General features: G+C 68.3%; 20 protein-coding genes. 4 read left to right on the forward strand and 16 right to left on the reverse strand.

All coding sequences use genetic code 11. From position 1 onward, the window contains the following. Positions 1-13 precede the first annotated feature (13 nt). Both NYE39_RS10355 and NYE39_RS10360 read left to right on the forward strand, forming a co-directional pair. Positions 14-2212: a DUF4185 domain-containing protein gene (locus tag NYE39_RS10355; protein ID WP_341012616.1), complete on the forward strand. Its 2199-nt coding sequence runs from the start codon at positions 14-16 to the stop codon at positions 2210-2212. A 219-nt stretch (positions 2213-2431) separates the two neighbouring features. Next, the gene (locus tag NYE39_RS10360; protein WP_341012617.1) at positions 2432-3142 is read left to right on the forward strand and encodes a 4a-hydroxytetrahydrobiopterin dehydratase; all 711 of its coding nucleotides are present in this window, start codon (positions 2432-2434) and stop codon (positions 3140-3142) included. A gap of 343 nt (positions 3143-3485) precedes the next feature. Here the strand turns inward: NYE39_RS10360 and NYE39_RS10365 are convergent, their stop codons facing one another. From NYE39_RS10365 to NYE39_RS10375, 3 genes are all read right to left on the reverse strand, one after another. Continuing rightward, positions 3486-4052 (reverse strand): DUF411 domain-containing protein, encoded by a 567-nt coding sequence (locus tag NYE39_RS10365; protein ID WP_084453151.1) that lies wholly within the window; start codon positions 4050-4052, stop codon positions 3486-3488. Positions 4053-4119: 67 nt separating this feature from the next. Continuing rightward, a complete protein-coding gene (locus NYE39_RS10370) occupies positions 4120-4737 on the reverse strand; it encodes a DUF305 domain-containing protein (protein ID WP_072625916.1) in 618 nt (205 codons plus the stop codon). Positions 4738-4828: 91 nt separating this feature from the next. Beyond that, the gene (locus tag NYE39_RS10375) at positions 4829-5257 is read right to left on the reverse strand and encodes a DUF6153 family protein (RefSeq protein WP_341012618.1); all 429 of its coding nucleotides are present in this window, start codon (positions 5255-5257) and stop codon (positions 4829-4831) included. Between the two features lie 139 nt (positions 5258-5396). Between NYE39_RS10375 and NYE39_RS10380 the strand changes: the two genes are divergently transcribed. After that, entirely contained in the window at positions 5397-5996 is a 600-nt protein-coding gene (locus tag NYE39_RS10380) for a TetR/AcrR family transcriptional regulator (RefSeq protein WP_341012619.1), read from the forward strand. Between the two features lie 166 nt (positions 5997-6162). On the opposite strand, the gene NYE39_RS10385 is transcribed toward NYE39_RS10380, so the two are convergent. From NYE39_RS10385 to NYE39_RS10425, 9 genes are all read right to left on the reverse strand, one after another. Next, complete coding sequence (locus tag NYE39_RS10385; protein WP_192911134.1) at positions 6163-7596, reverse strand: NADH-quinone oxidoreductase subunit N; 1434 nt, start codon at positions 7594-7596, stop codon at positions 6163-6165. Positions 7597-7599: 3 nt separating this feature from the next. Then, positions 7600-9090 (reverse strand): complex I subunit 4 family protein, encoded by a 1491-nt coding sequence (locus tag NYE39_RS10390; RefSeq protein WP_341012620.1) that lies wholly within the window; start codon positions 9088-9090, stop codon positions 7600-7602. A 2-nt stretch (positions 9091-9092) separates the two neighbouring features. Beyond that, positions 9093-11003 carry a proton-conducting transporter transmembrane domain-containing protein gene (locus NYE39_RS10395; protein WP_192911136.1) on the reverse strand — a complete coding sequence of 637 codons (1911 nt, stop codon included), beginning with the start codon at positions 11001-11003 and terminating at the stop codon, positions 9093-9095. Next, complete coding sequence (locus NYE39_RS10400) at positions 11000-11302, reverse strand: NADH-quinone oxidoreductase subunit NuoK (RefSeq protein WP_084453106.1); 303 nt, start codon at positions 11300-11302, stop codon at positions 11000-11002. Before NYE39_RS10400 ends, NYE39_RS10395 begins: the two co-directional genes overlap by 4 nt. Beyond that, positions 11299-11862 carry an NADH-quinone oxidoreductase subunit J gene (locus tag NYE39_RS10405; protein WP_084453108.1) on the reverse strand — a complete coding sequence of 188 codons (564 nt, stop codon included), beginning with the start codon at positions 11860-11862 and terminating at the stop codon, positions 11299-11301. Before NYE39_RS10405 ends, NYE39_RS10400 begins: the two co-directional genes overlap by 4 nt. A gap of 3 nt (positions 11863-11865) precedes the next feature. After that, positions 11866-12783, reverse strand: coding sequence for a complex I subunit 1 family protein (locus NYE39_RS10410; protein WP_223277687.1), 918 nt, complete (start codon positions 12781-12783; stop codon positions 11866-11868). 10 nt (positions 12784-12793) lie between these two features. After that, positions 12794-14023: a hypothetical protein gene (locus NYE39_RS10415; protein ID WP_223277688.1), complete on the reverse strand. Its 1230-nt coding sequence runs from the start codon at positions 14021-14023 to the stop codon at positions 12794-12796. After that, positions 14014-14355 carry an NADH-quinone oxidoreductase subunit A gene (locus NYE39_RS10420; protein ID WP_200811261.1) on the reverse strand — a complete coding sequence of 114 codons (342 nt, stop codon included), beginning with the start codon at positions 14353-14355 and terminating at the stop codon, positions 14014-14016. The genes NYE39_RS10415 and NYE39_RS10420 overlap by 10 nt, the downstream gene beginning before the upstream one ends. A gap of 213 nt (positions 14356-14568) precedes the next feature. After that, a complete protein-coding gene (locus NYE39_RS10425) occupies positions 14569-15159 on the reverse strand; it encodes a YdhK family protein (protein ID WP_179461439.1) in 591 nt (196 codons plus the stop codon). Between the two features lie 264 nt (positions 15160-15423). Here NYE39_RS10425 and NYE39_RS10430 point away from each other — a divergent pair, with 264 nt between their 5' ends. Then, positions 15424-15831: a four-helix bundle copper-binding protein gene (locus NYE39_RS10430; RefSeq protein ID WP_084453131.1), complete on the forward strand. Its 408-nt coding sequence runs from the start codon at positions 15424-15426 to the stop codon at positions 15829-15831. Positions 15832-15901: 70 nt separating this feature from the next. Here the strand turns inward: NYE39_RS10430 and NYE39_RS10435 are convergent, their stop codons facing one another. The 4 genes from NYE39_RS10435 to NYE39_RS10450 form a co-directional block, all read right to left on the reverse strand. Beyond that, positions 15902-16504, reverse strand: coding sequence for a DUF305 domain-containing protein (locus tag NYE39_RS10435; protein ID WP_179461440.1), 603 nt, complete (start codon positions 16502-16504; stop codon positions 15902-15904). Positions 16505-16664: 160 nt separating this feature from the next. Continuing rightward, positions 16665-17558 (reverse strand): F510_1955 family glycosylhydrolase, encoded by an 894-nt coding sequence (locus NYE39_RS10440; protein ID WP_341012621.1) that lies wholly within the window; start codon positions 17556-17558, stop codon positions 16665-16667. Then, positions 17555-19051, reverse strand: coding sequence for a multicopper oxidase family protein (locus NYE39_RS10445; RefSeq protein ID WP_341012622.1), 1497 nt, complete (start codon positions 19049-19051; stop codon positions 17555-17557). The genes NYE39_RS10440 and NYE39_RS10445 overlap by 4 nt, the downstream gene beginning before the upstream one ends. Positions 19052-19085: 34 nt before the next feature. Next, the gene (locus NYE39_RS10450; protein ID WP_341012623.1) at positions 19086-19319 is read right to left on the reverse strand and encodes an SHOCT domain-containing protein; all 234 of its coding nucleotides are present in this window, start codon (positions 19317-19319) and stop codon (positions 19086-19088) included. Between the last annotated feature and the right edge of the window lie 117 nt (positions 19320-19436).

The following is a 19436-nucleotide window of genomic DNA, read 5'->3' on the forward strand; positions in this document are numbered from 1 at the left end:
CTAGCCTTCGGCCGTGGGCCCCACCGATCCGGACCGACCGCGGTTGCGGCAGGTCATGCCCCCCGCGGTCGCGATGGTGCTCGCCGTCGTCGTGGTCGCCGAGATCGCCTGGGCCGCCTTTGTCCTCGCGGGGTCCGACGACCTGCGTCCGCACGCCGTGCCCGCGGTGGTCGCCGCCGACCCGGTCGTCGCCGAGAGCGTGGCCCGGCAGTACGACGACCTGCCGGGCGACCCCTTCGACCTGCGTGCGGTGACCAACGAGGACACGGCACGCGCGGCACTCGACGACGGGTCTGCGCGGGCCGCGCTCATCGTCGATCTCGAGGGGTCCGTCGACCGCCTGCTGCTCGCCTCGGCCAACGACGACACCCTCGACGCGGCGATTCGCGACCGCGTCGAGCAGACCGACGAGAGTCTTGGCCGCACCGTCGACGTCGAGACCGTCGGCCCCGCTGACGCCGACGAGCGAAGGGAGGCCGCCCGCCTTGCCGTCGCCCTCGCCCTGCTCCTGGGGTTCCTCCTCGCGGTGGGCACGAGCCTGCGCGACGGGCCGGTGTCGCGCACCCACCTGCGCGCGCTGCGCCGGACCCTCGTCATCGGCTCCGCCTCCGTCGTCGGCGGGGCGCTCATCGGTGTGCTCGTGCTGCGCGGCAGCTGGGTCGAGGTGCTCGTGGCGGCCGCCGTCGCCGGAGCGGCCGCGGTCTCGACCATCGCGCTCGAAGCACTCTTCGGGTGGGCGGGTCTCGGGCTGGTGGTCGTCGCCTTCTTCGCCACGGGCGCACCGGTGCTCGCCCGGGTCGACCCCTATCTCGTCGGCGAGCCGTGGGCGAGTCTCGCCGGGCTGGGGGTGCCGGGCGCCGGCGTCGACACCGCGACCGCGGTGACCCTGCGCGGCGAGCTCGCCGTCGGACCGGTCGCGGTGCTGCTCGTGTGGATCGCGACCTCGCTGCTCGTCGTCGTGCTCGCCGGATCGGTGCGGCGCCGCTACGCCGTACCCGAGCCGGTCGGCGACGAGTCGCTGCGGGACCTGAGCGGGGTCAACGCGTGGCGGGTGCGGGTCCTCGGCGTCGTTGCGCCGCTCACCGCAGCGATGCTCGCGCTTGCCGTCGTCGTGCCCCGCGCCGAGGCGGCCACCCCGCGCCCGGTGGCCTCGCTCGCCGCGACCGCCGACTGCGTCGCCTCCGGGTCCGTGACCTCGGTCGACGACCTCAATCGGATCGCGGGCCTTCGCGGGACCGACGACTTCCGCGGGGGTGACGTCGGCGCCGACGCACTCCTGCAGGACGGCCGGCGGCTGTGGCTCTTCGGCGACACGCTGCGCGGCGGGCAGGCGGGCCCGACCTATGTCCGCAACTCGATGCTCGTCACCGACGACCGGTGCCTGCGTGCCGTCCTGCCGAAGTCCGGCGGCGCCCTCATCCCGGACCGAGCGGGCAACGGGGACAACCTGGTCGGCCACTGGCCGATGTCGACGATCGTCGACCGCCGCACGGGCTACGACCTCGTCTACGTCACGACGCAACGGGTGCAGACGACCGGGTCCGACGCCTTCGACTTCCACAACCTCGGGCTGTCGATCGCCGTCTTCGTCGTCCCCGCCGGTGCGACCCCGCAGCTGATCGAGCAGCGCGACATCGGCGCCGACCGCTCCGGCCGCGAGCACCCGACGTGGGGTGCCGCCACCGCGCTCGTCGGCAGCGGCAAGGACCGGTGGGTCTACGTCTACGGCACCGCCAACCCGGGCCCCGACAGGGCGTGGGGGTACTCCCTTCGCGTCGCGCGGGTGCGGCCCGACGACCTGCTGAACCAGTCGCGCTGGCGCTACTGGGACGGCAGCGGGTGGTCTCGCTCGCAAGCTGACGCGATCGAGATGATCGCGGCGCGTGACGGGGTCTCGCAGACGCTCAGTGTCTTCACTCGCGGCGGGCGCTGGTATGCCCTGAGCAAGCGCAACGACCTGCTCGGCAGCGACATCACCGTGTGGACCGCGAACTCCCCCACCGGGCCGTGGTCATCGGGCACCGCGGTCGCCAAGGTGTCGAAGGGAGAGACCGGCCAGGTGCGTTACATGCCGCTGGCGCACCCCTCGCTCTTCCCGCAGGCCGGGAGCGTCGTCGCGTCGTACAGCACCAACGACACCAACAGCGAGCGCGTGATCGAGGACCCGCTGCGGTACCGGCCGCACTTCGTCCGGGTCACGCTGCCCAGGTGACCCGGCCCGGCGCCTCGACCCGGCCCCAGACGCCCGAGTCGAGGCCAAGGCGCCCGGGAGGCAGGGGAAGAGGGCACTGAGGTAGGTGACCGACACCCTCAGAGGCGCCGAGCTGACGCAGAGGCTGCTCGTCGTGCTCGCCGAGGTCGTCTCCGGCTGACCACGTCGGGGCGATCCGCGGACCGCAACGGCACCCCCTTCGCCGCTAGCGTGGACGCCATGGACATGATCAGGGGAGATCAGATCGCTGCCGAGGGGCTCACCGACTGGCGCAAGCTCGCCCAGGGGCTGCACGCGAGGTATCGGGTCGAAGGCTTCGGGGAGGCGGCGCGGTTCGTCACGGCCGTCGGCGCAGGGGGCGACGACCTCGGTCATCATCCGCGCGTGCGGATCGGGGAGGATGTCGTCGACCTCGAGGTCGTCAGCCAGGACGCGGTCTACCGCGACGACGAGGACGGGTCGGAGCTGCACGGGATCGAGTGGGTGACGCAGCGCGACGTCGACCTCGCGCGCCGGATCACGCAGATCGCCGCCGAGCTCGGGCTGACCGCGGACCCGGCTGGCGTGAGCGAGGTCGAGCTCGGGCTCGACGTCACGGACTCCGCGAAGGTCGCGCCCGTGTGGGCCGCGCTGCTCACCGGCGACCCGCAGTCGCAGGGTCGCGGGACGCCGGGCGACGAGATCCGGGACGCCGACGTGCGCATCCCCAACCTGTGGTTCGGGGAAGTGGACCCGGAGGGTGGGGGCGGGCAGCGATTCCACCTCGAGGTCTACGTGGCCACCGAGCAGGTCGAAGGGAGGGTCGCCGCGGCCGTCGCGGCCGGCGGCGAGGTCGTCGACGACAGCCAAGCGCCCGGCCTCACGGTCATCGCCGACCCGGAGGGCAACCGGGCCGTGCTGTGCGCCGACATGTCGGCGGCTCCGGCCTGATCGGTCCTCAGATGTGTCGCTGAGTGCCCGCTCGACATTCCTCACCCTCAATGAGGTTGACTGTTGTTCTCTGAGGGCACGGTCAAGGCGCGCGCCTTGACCGACTCTCGGAGGAGATTGGATGTCGAGATCAAGTCCAGACTGCTCACGACATGCGTCCCACTTTGCACGAATCGTCCTGCATGGCGCGGCTGTGCAAAGTAGGCCTCTGCGGGGCCTGCCCCGTCACGTGGGCTGTTCGGCTCCACCACGGTTGCATGGTGGGCATACACCAGCGACCCGCGATCTGGGAGTGTCGCGGGGCGCTGGCTCCTTCCACCTGGGCAGCCTTTGGTCGGTCATGTCACGTCCGTTGTTGCGATGCCTTCCTCACGTCGGCGAAGACCCTTGGTTCGCCGTCGGTGAGCAGCATGACCTTGTAGGGGTCGAACTCGTCGTCCTGCTCCATGCCGGGCGTCCCGACAGGCATGGCTGGCACGCTCAGGCCGCGTGCGCCCTTCGGTGGGTCGGCTAGGTACTTCAGGACGAATCGTGCCGGGACGTGTCCGACGAAGACGTCTCCGTCGGAGGTGAGCGACAGGTGGCAGGACTGCATGTCCAAGGCGATGTCATGGCGTTCCCAGACCTCGTGGAGGGCTTCGGGGTGCTCGGTGGTGATGGTGAACCCGTTGTCTTCGGCGTGGGCGACCCATCCGCCGCAGCACCCGCAGGAGGCATCCTTGTACACAGTCATCACCAGTTGTTCCGGGTCGACTCCGTAGTCGGCGACCTTTGCGGGCAACGACGTCTCTTTCGCGGTGGGCGCCGGGCCCTCGTCCGCGCAGGCGGTCAGCAAGGACGCCGACCCGATGCTGGCTAGGAGGAGGGAGCGCCGGCTGATCTGTTGGGGGGTGCGTGAACTGGTGAACATTGGATCAGGACCTTCGATGTGTGGGGGGCCCGGCCGGCGTAGAGCCGGCCGGGCCCGTTGGGAGCAGTCAGAGCGAGTCGCGCATGGTGCGCATCTCCTTGATCTCAGCGTTCTGGTCGCTGATGACGTTCTTGGACAGCTCCACCGCGTCGGGGTTCTCCCCGTCCCGGCGGTGGTCCTTGGCCATCTTCACGGCGCCTTGGTGGTGCTCGATCATCTGGTCGAGGAACAGCGTGGAGGCTTGTTCGCCGTCGGCTGCCTTGAGCTTCTTGATGTCCTCGGGGCTGACCATGCCGTCATGGCTCATCTCGTCTCCGGAGCCGGAGTCACCACCGTGGCCCTTGTGGCCAGAGTCGTCCTGACCCCAGTCCTTGAGCCAGGTCTGCATCTCCTTGATCTCTGGCCCTTGGGCCTTCTTGATCTGCTTGGCCATCTCCACCACGTCGGGGTTGACCCCGGACTTGTCGAGGATGATGTCGGACATCTCCACGGCCTGCTGGTGATGCATGATCATGCCTTCGGCGTAGGTGACGTCGGCGTCGTTGAACTGTGCCGACGCCTGGCTGCTGCCGCTCTCGCTGCCGCCGTGGGAGTCGTGGCTGCTACTGCCTTGGGAGCAGCCGCTGACGATGAGGGTGGCTGCCGCGGCGGTCGCCAATGTCTTGGTGATGGTGTACTTGCGCATGCGAAATCGCGGTTCCTTCGTCTGGTGTCGTTGATCGGGCAGGACTGCGTCCGGCGACGCCGTGTGGCGTGGTCGGACGCGAGCGGCCTGTTCACGTTCGGCTGATGCACAGCCGAATCAACGAAACGCGTGACAGGTGCCCCGGTGGGGGTGGCGACTGGGCAGCGAGCCAGGTCACCCACGGGGATTGCCATCGCCACGAGAAGCCACCGCGCCGTGGCACGAGGGTCACCAGCCACAGCAGCATGAACAAGCACAGCGCGGCCATCGAGCCGTGCTCGTCGCAGCCGGGGGACGGACATGAATGTGCGCCCGAGCTCGCTGGGTCTTGATGCGTTTGGTGGCTCGTGCTCGAGTCCACCTGCTGCGTGGAGGCCTCGCCCGGCATGTGATGGCCGACGGAGAATCCGTGCATGGCAAGGATTCCGGCGACCACCGCGGTGGCCAGCCCCAGAACCAGTACCCCAAGGGGCTGAGGCGTGCGACCAACCTGCGTGCGCGCGCTGTGGTCGGGGGCCATGGCCCACATTCTATGAGTCGCCTGTCGTGGGATGTCGGCGGCGAGAAGGCTGTGGGCACGGTCAGCCGCTGGCTGCGATCGTGTAGCCAGCCTGCCCGATCGCTGCGTGCACGGCCTCGTCCGTGACCGTGGGCGTGGAGTGGACGGTCAGTCGCCCGTTGTCGCCAATCAGCGGGCCGACGCCCAGCGCAACCGGGCGAAGATCTTGGCGGCGACCGTCATCGCGATCCGGAAGAATCCCGACGCTTCGGTTGCCGACATCGCCGCGGAGGCCGGAGTGGGGCGGATGACCCTGTACGGGCACTTCCAGACCCGCGCCGAGCTCATCGAGGCCGCCCTAGTCGACAGCCTCGAACGCGCCGAAGAGGTACTGAGCGAGATCCCCCTCGACGGTGACGCGGGCGAGGCGTTCCAGCGGCTGGTGGCCTCCAGCTGGATGTTCGTCGACCAGTCCCGCGCCCTGCTGGCCACAGCGCAGAAGGAGCTCTCGGCGGCGCGCATCCGCGAGCTGCACGAGAAGGCCGAAGCCCGCATGCGCGGTCTGCTGCTGCGCGGTCAGCGCGAGGGCGCCTTCCGCGTCGACCTACCGGTGACCTGGCTGCTGACCACCACGCACGTCGTGCTGAACGGTGCAGCCGAGGAAGTGCGCATCGGCAGGCTCGATCCCGACGACGCGCCCTGGTTCATCGACGCGATCCTGCTGCCGGCCTTCACTGCAACGGAGACGGGAGAACGATGAGCTCTCCTCGGATCGGAATCATCGGCGCCGGCGCGGCAGGAACCTCTGCCGCGAGAAGTCTGCACACTTTGGGAGCCGATGCCGAGGTCGAGCTCTTCACCCGTACCTGGCGTGCCGGACCGGCCGCAGATCTCAGGCATGGACGAGCAGTACTGAGCTGCCTCGTCTACAGCAGCAGTGGCGTCTCCAGAGCCGTCCACAGGGGGCCTGCGAGGATCCCGAGTGCCAGGCTCGCGGAGGCAGCGGCAGCGGCGGTGGCCGCGGGCCAGATGGCCTCCCCGACCAGGCGCGGAGCTTGAGGAGAGTCCGGCACCGGACGGGCAAAGACGGGGCCGAACCAGCGCAGGTAATAGAAGAGGCTGAGCAGGCTGTTGAGCATCACGACCAGGGCCAGCCAGCCGTGCCCGCCGTCCCAGGCGGCGGTGGCGGTGGTGAGTTTGCCGACGAACACGGCCGTCGGTGGGGTGCCCACCAGTCCGAGCAGCGCGACGAGCAGTGCCAGCGCGAGCCCGGGGCGGGCGCGGGCGAGGCCGCGGTAGGCGGTCAAGTCCCGGTACTCGGGAAGGGCCGCGGTGACGGCGAAGGCGGCAACGTTGGTCAGGGCGTACGCGGCCAGGTAGAAAAGGAGCGAGGGCAGGGCGAGATCACTGCGCCCCGCGGCGGCCACGGGCACGAGCAGGAACCCGACCTGGGAGACCGTCGACCAGCCCAGCAGCCGGCGTGGATCGCGCTGCCAGTAGGCGGCCAGATTGCCCAGGAACATCGATGCCGTGGCCAGTACCGCCACGACGACCAGCCAGGACTCGTTCCCGGCAGAGACCATGGCCATCAGCCGGTACACGGCCACCAGCGCTCCAATCTTGGGCACGGTGGTCAGGAAGGTCGCGGCGGTGACACCGGCACCTTGGGCGGCGTCGGGCACCCAGAAGTGGACGGGCACCCCGCCGGCCTTGAAGAGCAACCCGACGAGCACACACAACACGCCTGCGCCCACGGCTGCGCCCGGCGCCCCAGGCAGTTCCTCCTTGAGCCGGGCGTAGTCGGTGGCGCCGGTCAGGGCGTAGAGCACGGTGACCCCGAGCATGAGCAGGATGCCCGAGAGGGCCCCCATGAGGTAGGTCTTCAAGGCCGCCTCGGCCCCGGTGCGCCCGCCGGTGAGTCCCACGATCCCGTACAAGGGAATGCTGGCGAGGAGGAATCCGACGATGAGCACGAGCAGATCGGTGGTTCCGGCCAGGACCATGACCCCCGTGGTGGCGAAGAGCAGCAGTGCGTAGGTGTCGGACTCGCGGGCTGAACCAGCGATCTCCCCGGAGGCCACGCCCAAGATCAGCAGGGTGGTCAGTGCGGCGATCACCCGGGCGGCGCCGGTGGCGGTGTCCACGGCAAAGGTTCCGGAGAACGCGGTCTGAGCGGGCCCGGCCATGGCCAGGACCGCTGCGGTCGCGGCGCCCAGCAGCGCGAGGGCGGCCACGGCGCGGGCGATCCACTGACGGTCTCGGGGGAGGAATGACCCGCCCAGCAGGACGATGAGGCCACCGATGAAGGTGGTGATCTCTGGTAGTAGCAGTGCCGGTTGCATCTGCATCGAGCCGTCCATCCGCTATCTCCCGACGAGGTCGACGAGGGCGGCGGAGGCCGGCTCGATCACCCCGAGCAGCACCTGGGGCAACACCCCGATGAGCAGCGACAGGGCCAGCAATGGACCGATCGACCACAGCTCCCGGCCGTGTAGGTCTGCAAATCCGGGCGATTGGCCCTGCGTGGGGCCGGTGAAGACTCGCTGCAGCGCTAGCAGGAACAAGGCGGCGGTGACCAAGATGCCCGACAGAGCGATCGCGGTGACCGGGGCGACTGCGATGCTGCCGGCAAAGATCTGGAACTCAGCGATGAACCCGGACAATCCGGGCAGGCCCAGCGAGGCGAACGCCGCCACCGCGAACAGCGTCGCGTAGCGCGGTGCAGGCTTGGCCAGACCGCCGTAGGAACCCAAGTCGTAGGTGCCGGCGCGGGTGTGCATCACCCCGGCCAGGAGGAAGAGCGCGGCGGTGATCAGCCCATGGCTGACCATCTGCACGACCGCGCCGGTGACTGCCACCGAACGGGCTTGGGCGGAGTTGTCGACGACGAGGCCGACCGCACCCAGGGCGAGGACGATGTAGCCCATGTGGTTCACGGAGGTGTAGGCGATCATCCGTTTGAGGTTGGTCTGGGCCAGTGCCACGAACGCTCCGTACAGGACGGAGACGATGCCGATCACCACGATCGCCCAGGCCCATGCGCGCCAGGCCTCGGGCAGGATCGGCATGGCGATGCGCACGAAGCCGTAGGTCCCCATCTTCAGCAGCACGCCTGCCAGCACGGCCGAGCCGGTGGCCGGTGCGTCGGTGTGGGCTGGGGGCAGCCAGGTGTGGAACGGCACGGTGGGGGTCTTCACGGCCAGACCCACGAGGATCGCCGCGAGCACCAGCCCTCCGGCCAGCGGGTTGTCCTCCAAGGGCGCGGCCGCGACGAGCTCGGGGATGTCGAAGGTGTGCGGATCCGAGGCCACGTACAGCCCGATGAATCCCAGCAGCAGGGCGAGAGATCCCAGGAACGTGTAGAGGAAGAACTTCAGCGCGGATCGGGCGGCGTTCCCGTGGCCCCAGCCGGCGATCACGAAGTACATGCCCACGATGGACAGATCGAAGAACACGAAGAACAAGATGAGGTCGGCGGCCACGAACACCCCGAGACTCACGCCCTGCAGGAACAGGAACAGTGCCGTCTGCGCGCGGGGCCGTTCCCAGTCGCGAAGGGCGTAGACGGCACAGGCGAAGAAGACGACCGCCGTCATGGCCACCAGCGGCAACGACAGCCCGTCCACGCCAACGTGGTAGCTACTGCCGACCCCCGGGATCCACGGCACCTGCTCCTCGAAGGCCAACCCATTCGATCCGGGGTCTTCGTAGCCGGCCCAGAGCACGCCGACGAGTACCAGTTCCACGGCGCTTACCGCGACCCACACCCACCGAGCGGCTGCGGCGCCGAGCGTGGGAACCGCAGCCACGACCGCGGCGACGACCAAGGGAAGGAAGACGATCAGACTCAGCATGCTCAACCCATCACGGAGTAGACGGACCAGACCACGGCGCCTGCGGCGAGGAAGGCGACGGTCTGAAGGAAGTACTGGTGGATGGCCCCTGTCTGCGGGGCCCGTGCCAAGTGTCCGAGGCGGCGGACCCGTCCGGCGACGGATGCAACGGCCCGGTCCACCACGACGTCATCGACGCGCGCGGCGACCCGCGCCAGCACAAGGGCTGCCCCAGCCAGGGCATTTACAACCCTGTCCACCACGAGGTCATCGACGCGCGCGGCGACCCGCGCCAGCACAAGGGCCGTCCCAGCCAGAGCATTCACGGCCCTGTCCAGGACGTGGTCGTCGAACCGCGCCAGAGTGCGTGCCAAGGTCAAGGACGGACGCACGACGACTCCCTGCGCAGCCGCTTCCAGCCCCAACCACCCGAGCGCCCATCTCGGCGCAGGGGCACGCAGCCGCAGCATCAGCAGCACCACGACCACCGCGATCACGGCAGAGACGGCCAGTTCGACAGTTGGGACCTCACCGTGACCGCCCACTGCGTCGGCGAGCAGGCCACCGATCGGAGGCAGAGCGAGCACACCCAGGACGGCCGCACCAAGGGCGAGCATGACCAGCGGCGCCTGCTCCCAGGCGCTCACCTCATTGGCGCCGTCAACCCGGACTCCCGCGTGAGAGTCGCGCCGCCAGATCGCCCACAGTGCCTTGCCGGCATAGGCGGCCGACAATGCCGCGGCCAGTAACCCTGCGGCGTAGAGCCACGGGGATGTCTCGAGCGCAGCGGTGAGCACGGCCTCCTTGGTCGCCCACAAGGACAGCGGCGCGACCCCGGCCAAGGCCAACGCCGCCACGCTCGCGGCCACACCCACGACCGGCCACCGACGGGCGACACCCCGTAGTTTCGTGAACTCCTCGGTGCCCAGTGCCGTCAGCCACGCACCCGCGGCCAGGAACAGCAGAGCTTTGACCCAGGCGTGCGCCACTAGGTGGGCGGCGCCGCCGCTGACTGTGCCCACGCCGGCGGCGAGCACCACGAAGCCCAGCTGGGCGGCCGTGGAGGCGGCCAACAGCTGCTTGAGCTCCCGCTGCGCCAACGCCACGATCCCCATGAGCACCGCCGTGGACACGCCGACCCACGCAGTGAGCGGCCCGGCCCAGGCGGTCGAGGCCAGCAGGGGCTCCACGCGCAACAGCAGGTATCCGCCCATCGCGACCATCGCTGCGGAGTGCAGCAGCGCGCTGACTGGGCTGGGTCCTTTCATCGCTCCGGAGAGCCAGAAGGAAAAGGGCAGCTGCGCTGCCTTGCCCAATGCCGCCACCACGATCCCGGCGGCGGCGACGTGCCGCCACGATCCCTGCGCGGCCGGGAGGTCGGCCAAGGCCATCCCCGTCCCTCCGGCCAAGGCAGCGCCCGCAGCGACGTAGAGGCCCAGGTCGGCCGTGCGGGTCGTGACGAACGCAGTGAGGCCTGCTGAGACGCGGTCAACATCTCGCCACCAGAAGCCGATCAGGGCGTAGGAAGTCGCGCCCATCACCTCCCAGGCGAACAGCAGTGCCGGGATGCTGGCGGCGGTCGCAGTGACCAGGGCGGCCGCCGAGAAGATGAGCATCAGCCCGTGGAAGCGACCCTGGGACTCTCGAATGTTCCCGGCCGAGAAGACGAGGACGAAGAAGGTGACTGTGGTGATCATCGGCACGATCAGCGCGGCGAGAGCGTCGACGTCCAGCGCGAAGTCAGCGCCCACGATGAAGGGGTACGACACGGCCGGGCGAGTCAGCGCAGTGCCGAGCGCCAGGGCAGTCGCGAGCCCTGAGGTCACCAGAGCAATCGGTGCCGCGGCGCGGTGCGGGCGCAGAAGGGCGAGTGCACCGCCAACGGTGGCTGGGAGCACCACCATGGCCACGAGTGCGGTCTGGGCGCCGGTCATCGGGACAGTTCCTGGGCCATGTCGGTCATGTCCGTCTGCTGCCGGCGATGCAGCAGCGTGGCCACGGCGAAGCCCATGGCCATTTCCACCGTCATCGCGGCCAGCACCACCAGCAGCAGGACCTGCCCGGAAGGGTCCGGGGCGAGGAAGAACCAGAATCCTGCGGCAGCCAGGAGCACTCCGTTGATCATCAGCTCAAGCCCCATCATCACCATCACGACGACCTGCTGGGACAGGGCACCATAAAGACCTACCGCGAACAGTGCGGCAGCCACCACGAGCACGGCTTCGAGGGTCATCGGCCCGCATTTCCCCGTTGTGGGCCCTCGGCCGGGCGACGCTGCAGATCATCGCCGAACCGGTCATAGCGGGTGCGGTGGGCAGCCAGGACCACCCCGGCCACGATCGTTGCGACCATGACCGGCCCCAGCACGGCCATGACCAGCATCTTCTCGCCCATGATCTCCAGACCGAGGGCGCGAGTCAGGTCGTCGGGGGCGGCGCCGCGGCGCTGCGGCCAAGGGATGAGCAGGGCACCACCGGCCAGCAGCACGAAGGCCCCGACCGATGCGCCGATCGCCGTCTTCTTTCCGTGGGTCATGTCCATGGGCATCAGCGCCGGATTCATGCCCATGAACATCACCATGTAGATGGCCATCACCGCCATCTCCATCACCATCATCAGGATCGTGATCAGCCCGAGGTAGCCCTGTTGCAGCAGGAGGATCTGTATGCCCACGGCGATGAACGAGAGGGCCAGTGCGTACGTGGCTCGAGCCATGGAGTCCACCACGAACACGGCGACGCCCGAGGCCACAGCCGCTACGGCCAGCGTCCAGAACGCGACTCCGGTCAGCACGGTTCAGCCTCCCCGGATGACGATGAGGGACACGAGGAGGTCCTGGAGCACGGCCGCCGGGAGCAGCACCATCCACCCGATCTCCATGAACCGGTCCGGGCGCACCAGCGGAATCTTTCGGCGCAGCCACACCAGCACGGCCAGCACAACCACGGTCTTGGCGAGCATCCATGCCCAGCCAGGCATCACCGGCCCGGCGCCACCGCCCAGGAACAGCGGCACGGAGAAGGCTGCTCCGGCGGCCAGGAACAGGTAGCGCCCGGCCTGGAAGACCAGGCGGTCCACAGCCGAGAGCTCGGCCAGCACCCCACCGGCGATGTCTGGCGCCAGCGCGGGGGCGAACGGTCCCCACACGGAGAACCCGGTCACGCCCACCAGGTAGATGACAAACGCCACCGGCATCCACACCACGAACCACAGGCCGTCCTGCGCGGCCACCACGTCCCCGACGCCGAGGCTGCCGGCGGCGATCGCCGGAGCCACCAGGGCGAACATCAGCGGCAGTTCGTAGGCAAGTCCGTGGGCGAGAAAGCGGTAGCCCCCCACCAGGCTGTGGGTGGAGTTCGCGCCCCATCCCGTCAGCCACACCAACGCCCAGACCATGACGTCGACGACGTTGAACCACACAATGCCGACATCGGGATCGGCCAGCACCCACCGGCCCATCGGGATCACTGCGACCATCAAGAACGCGCCGACGAACATCCCGGCGCCACCGATCCGCCACAGCAGGGTGTCCGCGGCCACGGTGGTGCGTCGCCGCTGCCGCAGCAGCCGGGCAGTGCGGCTCAGTGGCGCGGCCCACCCGCCGCCAAGGCCGTGCTCGCGGGCCGACAGCACCGCATCCAGCGCCACCGCGAAGTAAGCCAGAGCGCACAGGAGGATGCCGGCCAGCACGGCCCACCCCACAGGAATGGTCACCAGCACACCTTCAGGCATGCCCCACCCCCTGGGTGGCAGCGAACGGTTCCAGACCCAAACTGGCCACGGCCAGTCGCGCGGTGGCCAGCTCCAACCCGACCACCAGCTGCGGCACAGCCTCCCACGGCACTGCGTCGGTCACGGCCGGCGCCAGACCCGCGCCGCCGATCTCGGCCCGAAGCCCCTCCACCATGGACGAAAGACGGTCGTGGGCGTCTCCTCGGCAGCCCTTCGGCAGGTCGTGACGTGCCAGATCGGACTGATCGAGCGGCAGTACACCACGTAGGGACCAGCGCAGGAGCCACGACTTCCGCACCGTGCGGTGCAGCGCCTCGATGGCCTCTCGGGCGGCGGGCTGATCACCACGCAACAGTGCGTCCCGGGCATGGCGAGCACATGTGGTCGCGTGCCCGGCCCCAGCGATCGCCAACAGTGCCATCACGCCGTCGCACCGCAGCGCAGTGGCTGACGCAGGATGCGCCTCAGGCTCGCTCCCGCCGGAAGTCTGGCCCGAAGCATCGACGATGGACGCCTCGGCATCGACCACGACGTCACCCTGCAGCGAGCAGAGCAGCACCAGACCGGCCGGCCAGAACGGAAGGACAGGACCAAGTGGGAGATGCAGGACATCCATCTCCAGACCGTCCCGGTCCTGACCGCCTTGGGCCAGCGCGATCCCAGCCGGGGCCATATCCATGCCTTCGTGGTCTCCGTGGTCCATGCCTTCGTGGTCTCCGTGGTCCATGCCTTCGTGCCCGCCGTGGTCCATGCCTTCGTGCCCGCCGTGGTCCATGCCTTCGTGCCCGCCGTGGTCCATGCCCTCGTGGCCCATATCCTGATGGTGGCCGTGACCCTCAGGGTCCATCTGGCCGTGGTCGTCCGGAATCTGAGGCTCTCGCGCCCGTGCTTGGGCGTCCATCCGGTGATACGGGGTGTCGAGCAGGAGCGATGCGGCGGCATCGAGGGCGCCGCCCACAGCTGTGGGCGAGGGGACGTCGGCGCGCACCCGTGGGCCGGGCATCTGCTCCCACAGGCGCTCCACGAGTTCGCCTAGCTCGGGGCCTGGCACACCGCACACGACCAGCACGTCAGCCTCTGCCGGCGTCCATGCGGCACGCCAGCCTCGACGCAGCATCTGCTGCTCGAGCTCCGCGCGCGTGAGCCACTGACCCGGTGCCTCGACGATCAGGACACGGGCGGTGCGGATCGCCAGATGGGCGAGCATCCGGGTCAGACCCATCGGAAGACCCCCTCCCGCCATGCCCACGTCACGGCGATGAGCAGTGCTCCCAGGAACAGGAACATCTCCACGACCGCAGAGATCCCTTCCTCGGCCACGATTACTGCCCACGGGTACATGAACAGCATCTCGACGTCGAAGGCGAGAAAGACGATCGAGGCGGGATACCAGCGTGCATGGAACCGAGACAGAGCATGCTCCTGCGGAACCCACCCCGACTGAGCAGGAAGCGCAGTCAGCGGATCGGCCAACACACTCACAGCCCGGTGGAGCGCATAGAGGGACACCACAGCGAATACAGCCACCAGCGCCATGGCCACGATCCCGTACACCGCGATCCGCCCTTCTCGACCTTTAGACAACGAACTCTCGTGAGGCAGCAGATGGATCGACCCTACAAGGCGTCCTCTGCCACGACCTGCGCACTCAGCACCACCTCAGCGGAGTGACCACAGCCATCAGCTGGGTTGTCCTTGAGCGACCACAGGCATCCAGACGGCCCTGGCGCGGGGTGCCGCACAGTTGCGCGGCACCCCGCGTCGAGGTCACTCGGCTGGTTGGATCTCGCTCTCGACGATCCATTTGTGGTTGGTCATCTTCATGCCGTCCATCGTGAGGTCGACCATGTACACCGTCTCGTCGGTCGAGCTCTCGATCGTCGCCTCGGCGCCGGCCATGCCGGCCATGTGGTCGGCGTTCAAGACGACCTCGGTGCCCTCTGCGAGCGGCGCCTCGCCGGGGTTCTCGAGCTCCTCGTGAACGACCCACTTGTGATCGGTGACCCGCTCACCGCCATCCATGGGCGTATAGCTGACGGAGTAGGCCGTCGTATCGAAGGCGCCCGAGATGGTCGCCTCGGCTCCGTTCATCCCCGGCATGTGATCCGCGGTCAGAGTCACCTTCGTGCCGATGGGATACGTCGGCGAGCTCGCCTCTTCAATGCCCTCCGGAGGAGGCCCGCCATCAGGCTTGTGGCTGCCCATTGCTTCGCTGGTCTCACTGCCGGACGCAGAGGAGTCAGACGTCACCGACGACTGCGTCGCATCCTCCTCAGCTGTTCCTCCGCAGCCTGCAAGCAGCGCGACTGCCGCCGCAGCAGTCGCCGCCACGCGAACCCGCCGATTGGCCGTTGTCATGCCATCTCCCTTCTTTCGTGTCCTCCCACGCTATACCCCTAGGCGGTATCGCCTGTGCAGGGCGAACCGGGAAGCCCCTAGCGTCAGTCTGTCCAGAGAGAGGGCGCCATGCTGACCAGCAGTGGCAACGCCGGCATCCCAGCGACGATCCGCTCTTGGGCAATGCCGAGCGTGTTTCGGCATACCTCGCCCGGGTACCACGAACTCGTCTGCGCGCCGCACCGACCATCGTGCGCGCCGCACCATCGGATGAAGGAGCAATACATGCACACCGTGGAACAGATGCTCGATACCTACCCCAAGGACTTGGGTGGCATCGACAGGGCCAAGCTGACCGAGTGCATCCAAGCCTGCTTCGAGTGCGCCCAGACCTGCACAGCCTGTGCCGACGCCTGTCTGAGCGAGGACAAGGTGGCTGATCTCACCCAGTGCATCCGCGCCAACCTCGACTGCGCGGACATCTGCACCACGACCGGATCGGCGCTCTCGCGCCACACCGGTTACGACGCCAACGTGACGCGGGCCCTCCTCGAGGCCTGTGCAACAGCATGCACGTCGTGCGGCGACAGCTGCGAGCAGCACGCCTCGATGCATGAGCACTGCCGCATCTGCGCCGAGGCGTGCCGGCGTTGTGAGCGGGCCTGCCGCGAGCTGATCAGTTCGCTCACCTAACCGTTTACCCGAGTGCAGCTCGCGCGGCCATCGCTCGTCCGTTCAGCCGGACGTGCGATGGCTGTCGCGCTCAGAGTTCGCGCTGCATGGCCTTGATCTCGGCCTTCTGGGCCTTGACGATGGCCTTGGCCATCCTCTCGACTGCATCGTCCTCAGTCGTGGTGAGAACTTGCTCTGCCATGGTCACAGCGCCCTGATGGTGCTTGATCATGAGGGTGAGCCACTGCTTGTCGAACTCGGCGCCAGTGGCCGACTCGAGTTTGGCCATCTCCTCCTGCGTCATCATTCCGGACCCGTGGTCCATGCCGGAGGAGTTTGCGGTGGGGGCGTCCCAGTCCTCGAGCCAACCTTCCATCGTCTGGATCTCCAGGTCTTGGGCGTCCTTGATGTCCTTGGCGAAGTCACGGACCTGCCCTGATGCCTTGGCGGACGGATCGAGAGCGAGGTCGGCCATCGTGATCGCTTGCTCGTGGTGGGGGATCATCATCTGGGCGAACATGATGTCGCCTTGCCGACCGTCCGCCGTCGTAGAGGTATCGCTGGCGCTCATCGGTGTCTTGTCATGGTCCATCCCGGACATGGATCCGTCTGAGCCGCTGGAGCAGGCAGCCAAGGCGCCTGCGGTGAGGGTTGTCGCGACCACGAGGGCAGCGCGCCGTCCAGGGGGGGTCATTGGGGACTCCTTCACAAAATTGTCGAGGACAGGGCCACCCTCACGTCGCGAGATGATGATTCGATCCCGCTTTCGTTGAGGTTGGATGAAGGCCACCCGGTGCCGGTGGAGAATCGGCGAATCGCAGCGCCTGACCTGCAACAGGGATGGTGACGACGAGTCACTGCCCCAACGTCTGGGTGGTCGCTCCTGCGTCCGTGGTGCTGATCACGCGCCCTTCGACAGACGCGATGATCTCCAGCTGCCCGTCACTGGTGCGGCCCGCCCACAGCGCTTCGGCCGGGCCGATGCTCTTGGGGTGGAGGGTCCAGGTCTGGCCGGCGTCGCTGCTGGTTGCCAGTCTTCCTTCGGCTGACGAGATCACGATGGTCTCTTCGTCGGCCCAGGCGGCGAGGACGGCGGTCTCCGGTGGGGCGAGGGAGGTCCAGGTGACGCCGTCGTCCTGGCTCATGAGCAGGCCAGCGCTGGTGGTGGCCAGCAACGTCCCGGACGTGGGAGAAGCGGCCAGTACCCGTGGTGGCGAGGGGATGTCCCGCGTGTCCCAGGTCTTTTTGTCGCTGGTGTGTAGAAGCGTTCCGTCGAACCCGATGACCCCGTTCGGGCCGGCGGTCAAAGCGTGGAAGTCCGAGCGTCCACCGAGTGAGGCGACCTGCCACGTGCGGCCCGTGTCCTGCGAGGTGATGAGACCCACCGGCTGGGGGAGGTCGGTGCCGGGCGCTGGGTGACCGGAGGCGTAGAGAGTGCCGTCGTCGCCGATGGTGAAGCCCATCAGGTCGATGGCAGGACCCTTGCGGACGAGCTCGCCGTCGACTCGATGGAACAAGCCGTGGTGAGTGGCCACCAGCAGGTCGTCGGTGCGTGGGTGACGAGCGATCCCATGAACATGAATCAGGGGCGTGGGCTGCCCGGCCGCGCCGTCCTGTGCTGTGCCCGTCGATGACTCGACGCCGGCGGACTCGTTCCCGGTGTCGGATGTTGAAGAGCAGCCGGCCAGCAGCGCCAGGACAGCGACGGCAGCGACACCAAGGACGCCGCGACGTCGACGGGGCCTCATGCGGTGTACTCCAGGGCGATCATCATGCCAGCCTCTCCGTGGTAGATGTTGTGGCAGTGGATCAGCCAGTCGCCCTCGTTGTCGGCGTCGAGGTCGATGGCGAAAGACTGCATGGGGGCCATGAGGACGGTGTCCTTCCTGAGCCCGGAGGGCAGGGCAAAGGTGTGGCCGTGCACGTGCAACGGGTGGGTCATCATCGTCATGTTGGTGGCGTTGATCCGCAGTCGTTGCCCGGCCCGGACGGTCAGGGGCTCGTTCTTGCCGAACGGAGCTCCGTTCATCCCCCATGCGTAGGGCTGCATCGATCCGGTGAGAGTGAGCCGCGCGGTTGCATCGGGTCTCCTGCTGGGCAGTTTGGCTGCCTGGACCGGTCTTAGGTCAGAGCCGACGAGGACTTCTCGAGTGAGTTCTCGTGGGTTGGCGTCCGCTGCGGGGGCGGCGCCGCTTCCGGTGCGGACCAGGGCCATGGCCTGGCCGCCGCTGGTCTTGCCGACCGGCTTGGCCACCAGGGGGAAGGCCCCGTCCTCGAGGGTGACGATCGCGTCGTAACGTTCGCCCATCCCGATGTAGAACGCATCCGTCTCGGTCGGCTCGACCGGGAACCCGTCGCTGTGCGTGATCGTCATCCGATGCCCCCCGAGAGCAACGGTGAAGATGGTGTCGGAGGCGGCGTTGATGATTCGCAGACGAATCTTCTGCCCCGGCTTGGCCGTGAGCGTCTCGGGGTCTGCTGGCGGCCGTCCGTTGATGAGGAAGTAGGGGTAGGTCACGTCGCCGGCGTCACCCCAGGGCGCGGCCTCGTCCATGGCGCCATGGTTCATGCCATCCATCTCGCCGTGGTCCATGCCACCCATGCCACCGGATCCGGAGTCGTTGGCCAAGAGCTTCTCCAGGACCTCGTCGGGCGTGGTGCCCGTTCCGTCGATCCAGTCATCGAGGACGAGGACCCACTCGATGTCGTAGTCGCCTGGCTCGTTCGGGTCGTCGATGATCAACGGGGCGTACAGCCCCCGGTCGAGCTGGACGCCGACGTGGGGGTGGAAGAAGTACGTGCCCGGGTCGGGCGCTGTGAATTCGTAGACGTAGGAGGTTTCTGGCTTCACCGGGTCCTGGGTCATGCCGGGGACGCCGTCGGCCGGGTTGCGCAAGCGAAGACCGTGCCAGTGGATGGTGGTTTCGTCCGGAAGTCGGTTGTCGAGAGTGACCCGCAGGAAGTCGCCGGCGGTGGCCCGCAGAAGTGGGCCAGGCACGGCGTCGCCGTATCCCCAGGTCGAGACGGTGCGGCCCGCTAGATCGAGGGTGATCGGCTTGGCGGTCAACGTCTTGGTCACCACCGTCTGGCCCGGGTCAGGTGAGACCGGCGTCGGAGCGCCGAAGGTGCCCTTCGGCGCGCTGGCACCCGATCCTTGGGTGGCGGCATAGGCTCCGAAGCCCGCTGCGCCAGCGGTACCGAGACCGCCGATCAGCAGGCCACGGCGAGTGATGGTGTTCATAGTTCCCTTCCAAGCGTCGATGTACCGACGCGCGTCAGCGGCCGTGAATGATCAGGTGACGTCGCTTTTCGTACTCATCGACGCTGATGTCACCGCGGGCCAGTCCTTCGTCGAGAAGCGTCAGCGCGTCGGTCCGGGTGGGGCCTGTGGCGGTGCTGCTCTGGCCGGGGAACAGTGCGCGCACGGCGAGCACGACGATCACCCAGAAGGCGAGGACGCCTGCGGCCATACCCAGCCACATCATGTCGCAGCCGTGGTTGCACATCATCGGAGACTCCTTCTTGAAGCCGACCTCCCGGCATGCAGACAGGCTCCGGCGGGAAGGTCATGGGTTGGTGGTCGCCGCGTTGAGGTTTGACGAAGATCCTCGTCGATTCGCCGCTGA

Origin of the sequence: Janibacter sp. FSL W8-0316, from assembly GCF_038004165.1 — a bacterium.
In the GTDB taxonomy this organism is placed as follows: Bacteria; Actinomycetota; Actinomycetes; order Actinomycetales; family Dermatophilaceae; genus Janibacter; species Janibacter indicus.

Coding starts and splice junctions, on each gene's coding strand:
- NYE39_RS10360 (WP_341012617.1), top strand. CDS start 2,432: ATGGACATGATCAGGGGAGATCAGATCGCTGCCGAGGGGCTCACCGAC.
- NYE39_RS10365 (WP_084453151.1), bottom strand. CDS start 4,052: ATGTTCACCAGTTCACGCACCCCCCAACAGATCAGCCGGCGCTCCCTC.
- NYE39_RS10370 (WP_072625916.1), bottom strand. CDS start 4,737: ATGCGCAAGTACACCATCACCAAGACATTGGCGACCGCCGCGGCAGCC.
- NYE39_RS10375 (WP_341012618.1), bottom strand. CDS start 5,257: ATGGCCCCCGACCACAGCGCGCGCACGCAGGTTGGTCGCACGCCTCAG.
- NYE39_RS10385 (WP_192911134.1), bottom strand. CDS start 7,596: ATGGACGGCTCGATGCAGATGCAACCGGCACTGCTACTACCAGAGATC.
- NYE39_RS10390 (WP_341012620.1), bottom strand. CDS start 9,090: ATGCTGAGTCTGATCGTCTTCCTTCCCTTGGTCGTCGCCGCGGTCGTG.
- NYE39_RS10395 (WP_192911136.1), bottom strand. CDS start 11,003: ATGACCGGCGCCCAGACCGCACTCGTGGCCATGGTGGTGCTCCCAGCC.
- NYE39_RS10400 (WP_084453106.1), bottom strand. CDS start 11,302: ATGACCCTCGAAGCCGTGCTCGTGGTGGCTGCCGCACTGTTCGCGGTA.
- NYE39_RS10415 (WP_223277688.1), bottom strand. CDS start 14,023: ATGGGTCTGACCCGGATGCTCGCCCATCTGGCGATCCGCACCGCCCGT.
- NYE39_RS10425 (WP_179461439.1), bottom strand. CDS start 15,159: ATGACAACGGCCAATCGGCGGGTTCGCGTGGCGGCGACTGCTGCGGCG.
- NYE39_RS10430 (WP_084453131.1), top strand. CDS start 15,424: ATGCACACCGTGGAACAGATGCTCGATACCTACCCCAAGGACTTGGGT.
- NYE39_RS10435 (WP_179461440.1), bottom strand. CDS start 16,504: ATGACCCCCCCTGGACGGCGCGCTGCCCTCGTGGTCGCGACAACCCTC.
- NYE39_RS10440 (WP_341012621.1), bottom strand. CDS start 17,558: ATGAGGCCCCGTCGACGTCGCGGCGTCCTTGGTGTCGCTGCCGTCGCT.
- NYE39_RS10445 (WP_341012622.1), bottom strand. CDS start 19,051: ATGAACACCATCACTCGCCGTGGCCTGCTGATCGGCGGTCTCGGTACC.
- NYE39_RS10450 (WP_341012623.1), bottom strand. CDS start 19,319: ATGATGTGCAACCACGGCTGCGACATGATGTGGCTGGGTATGGCCGCA.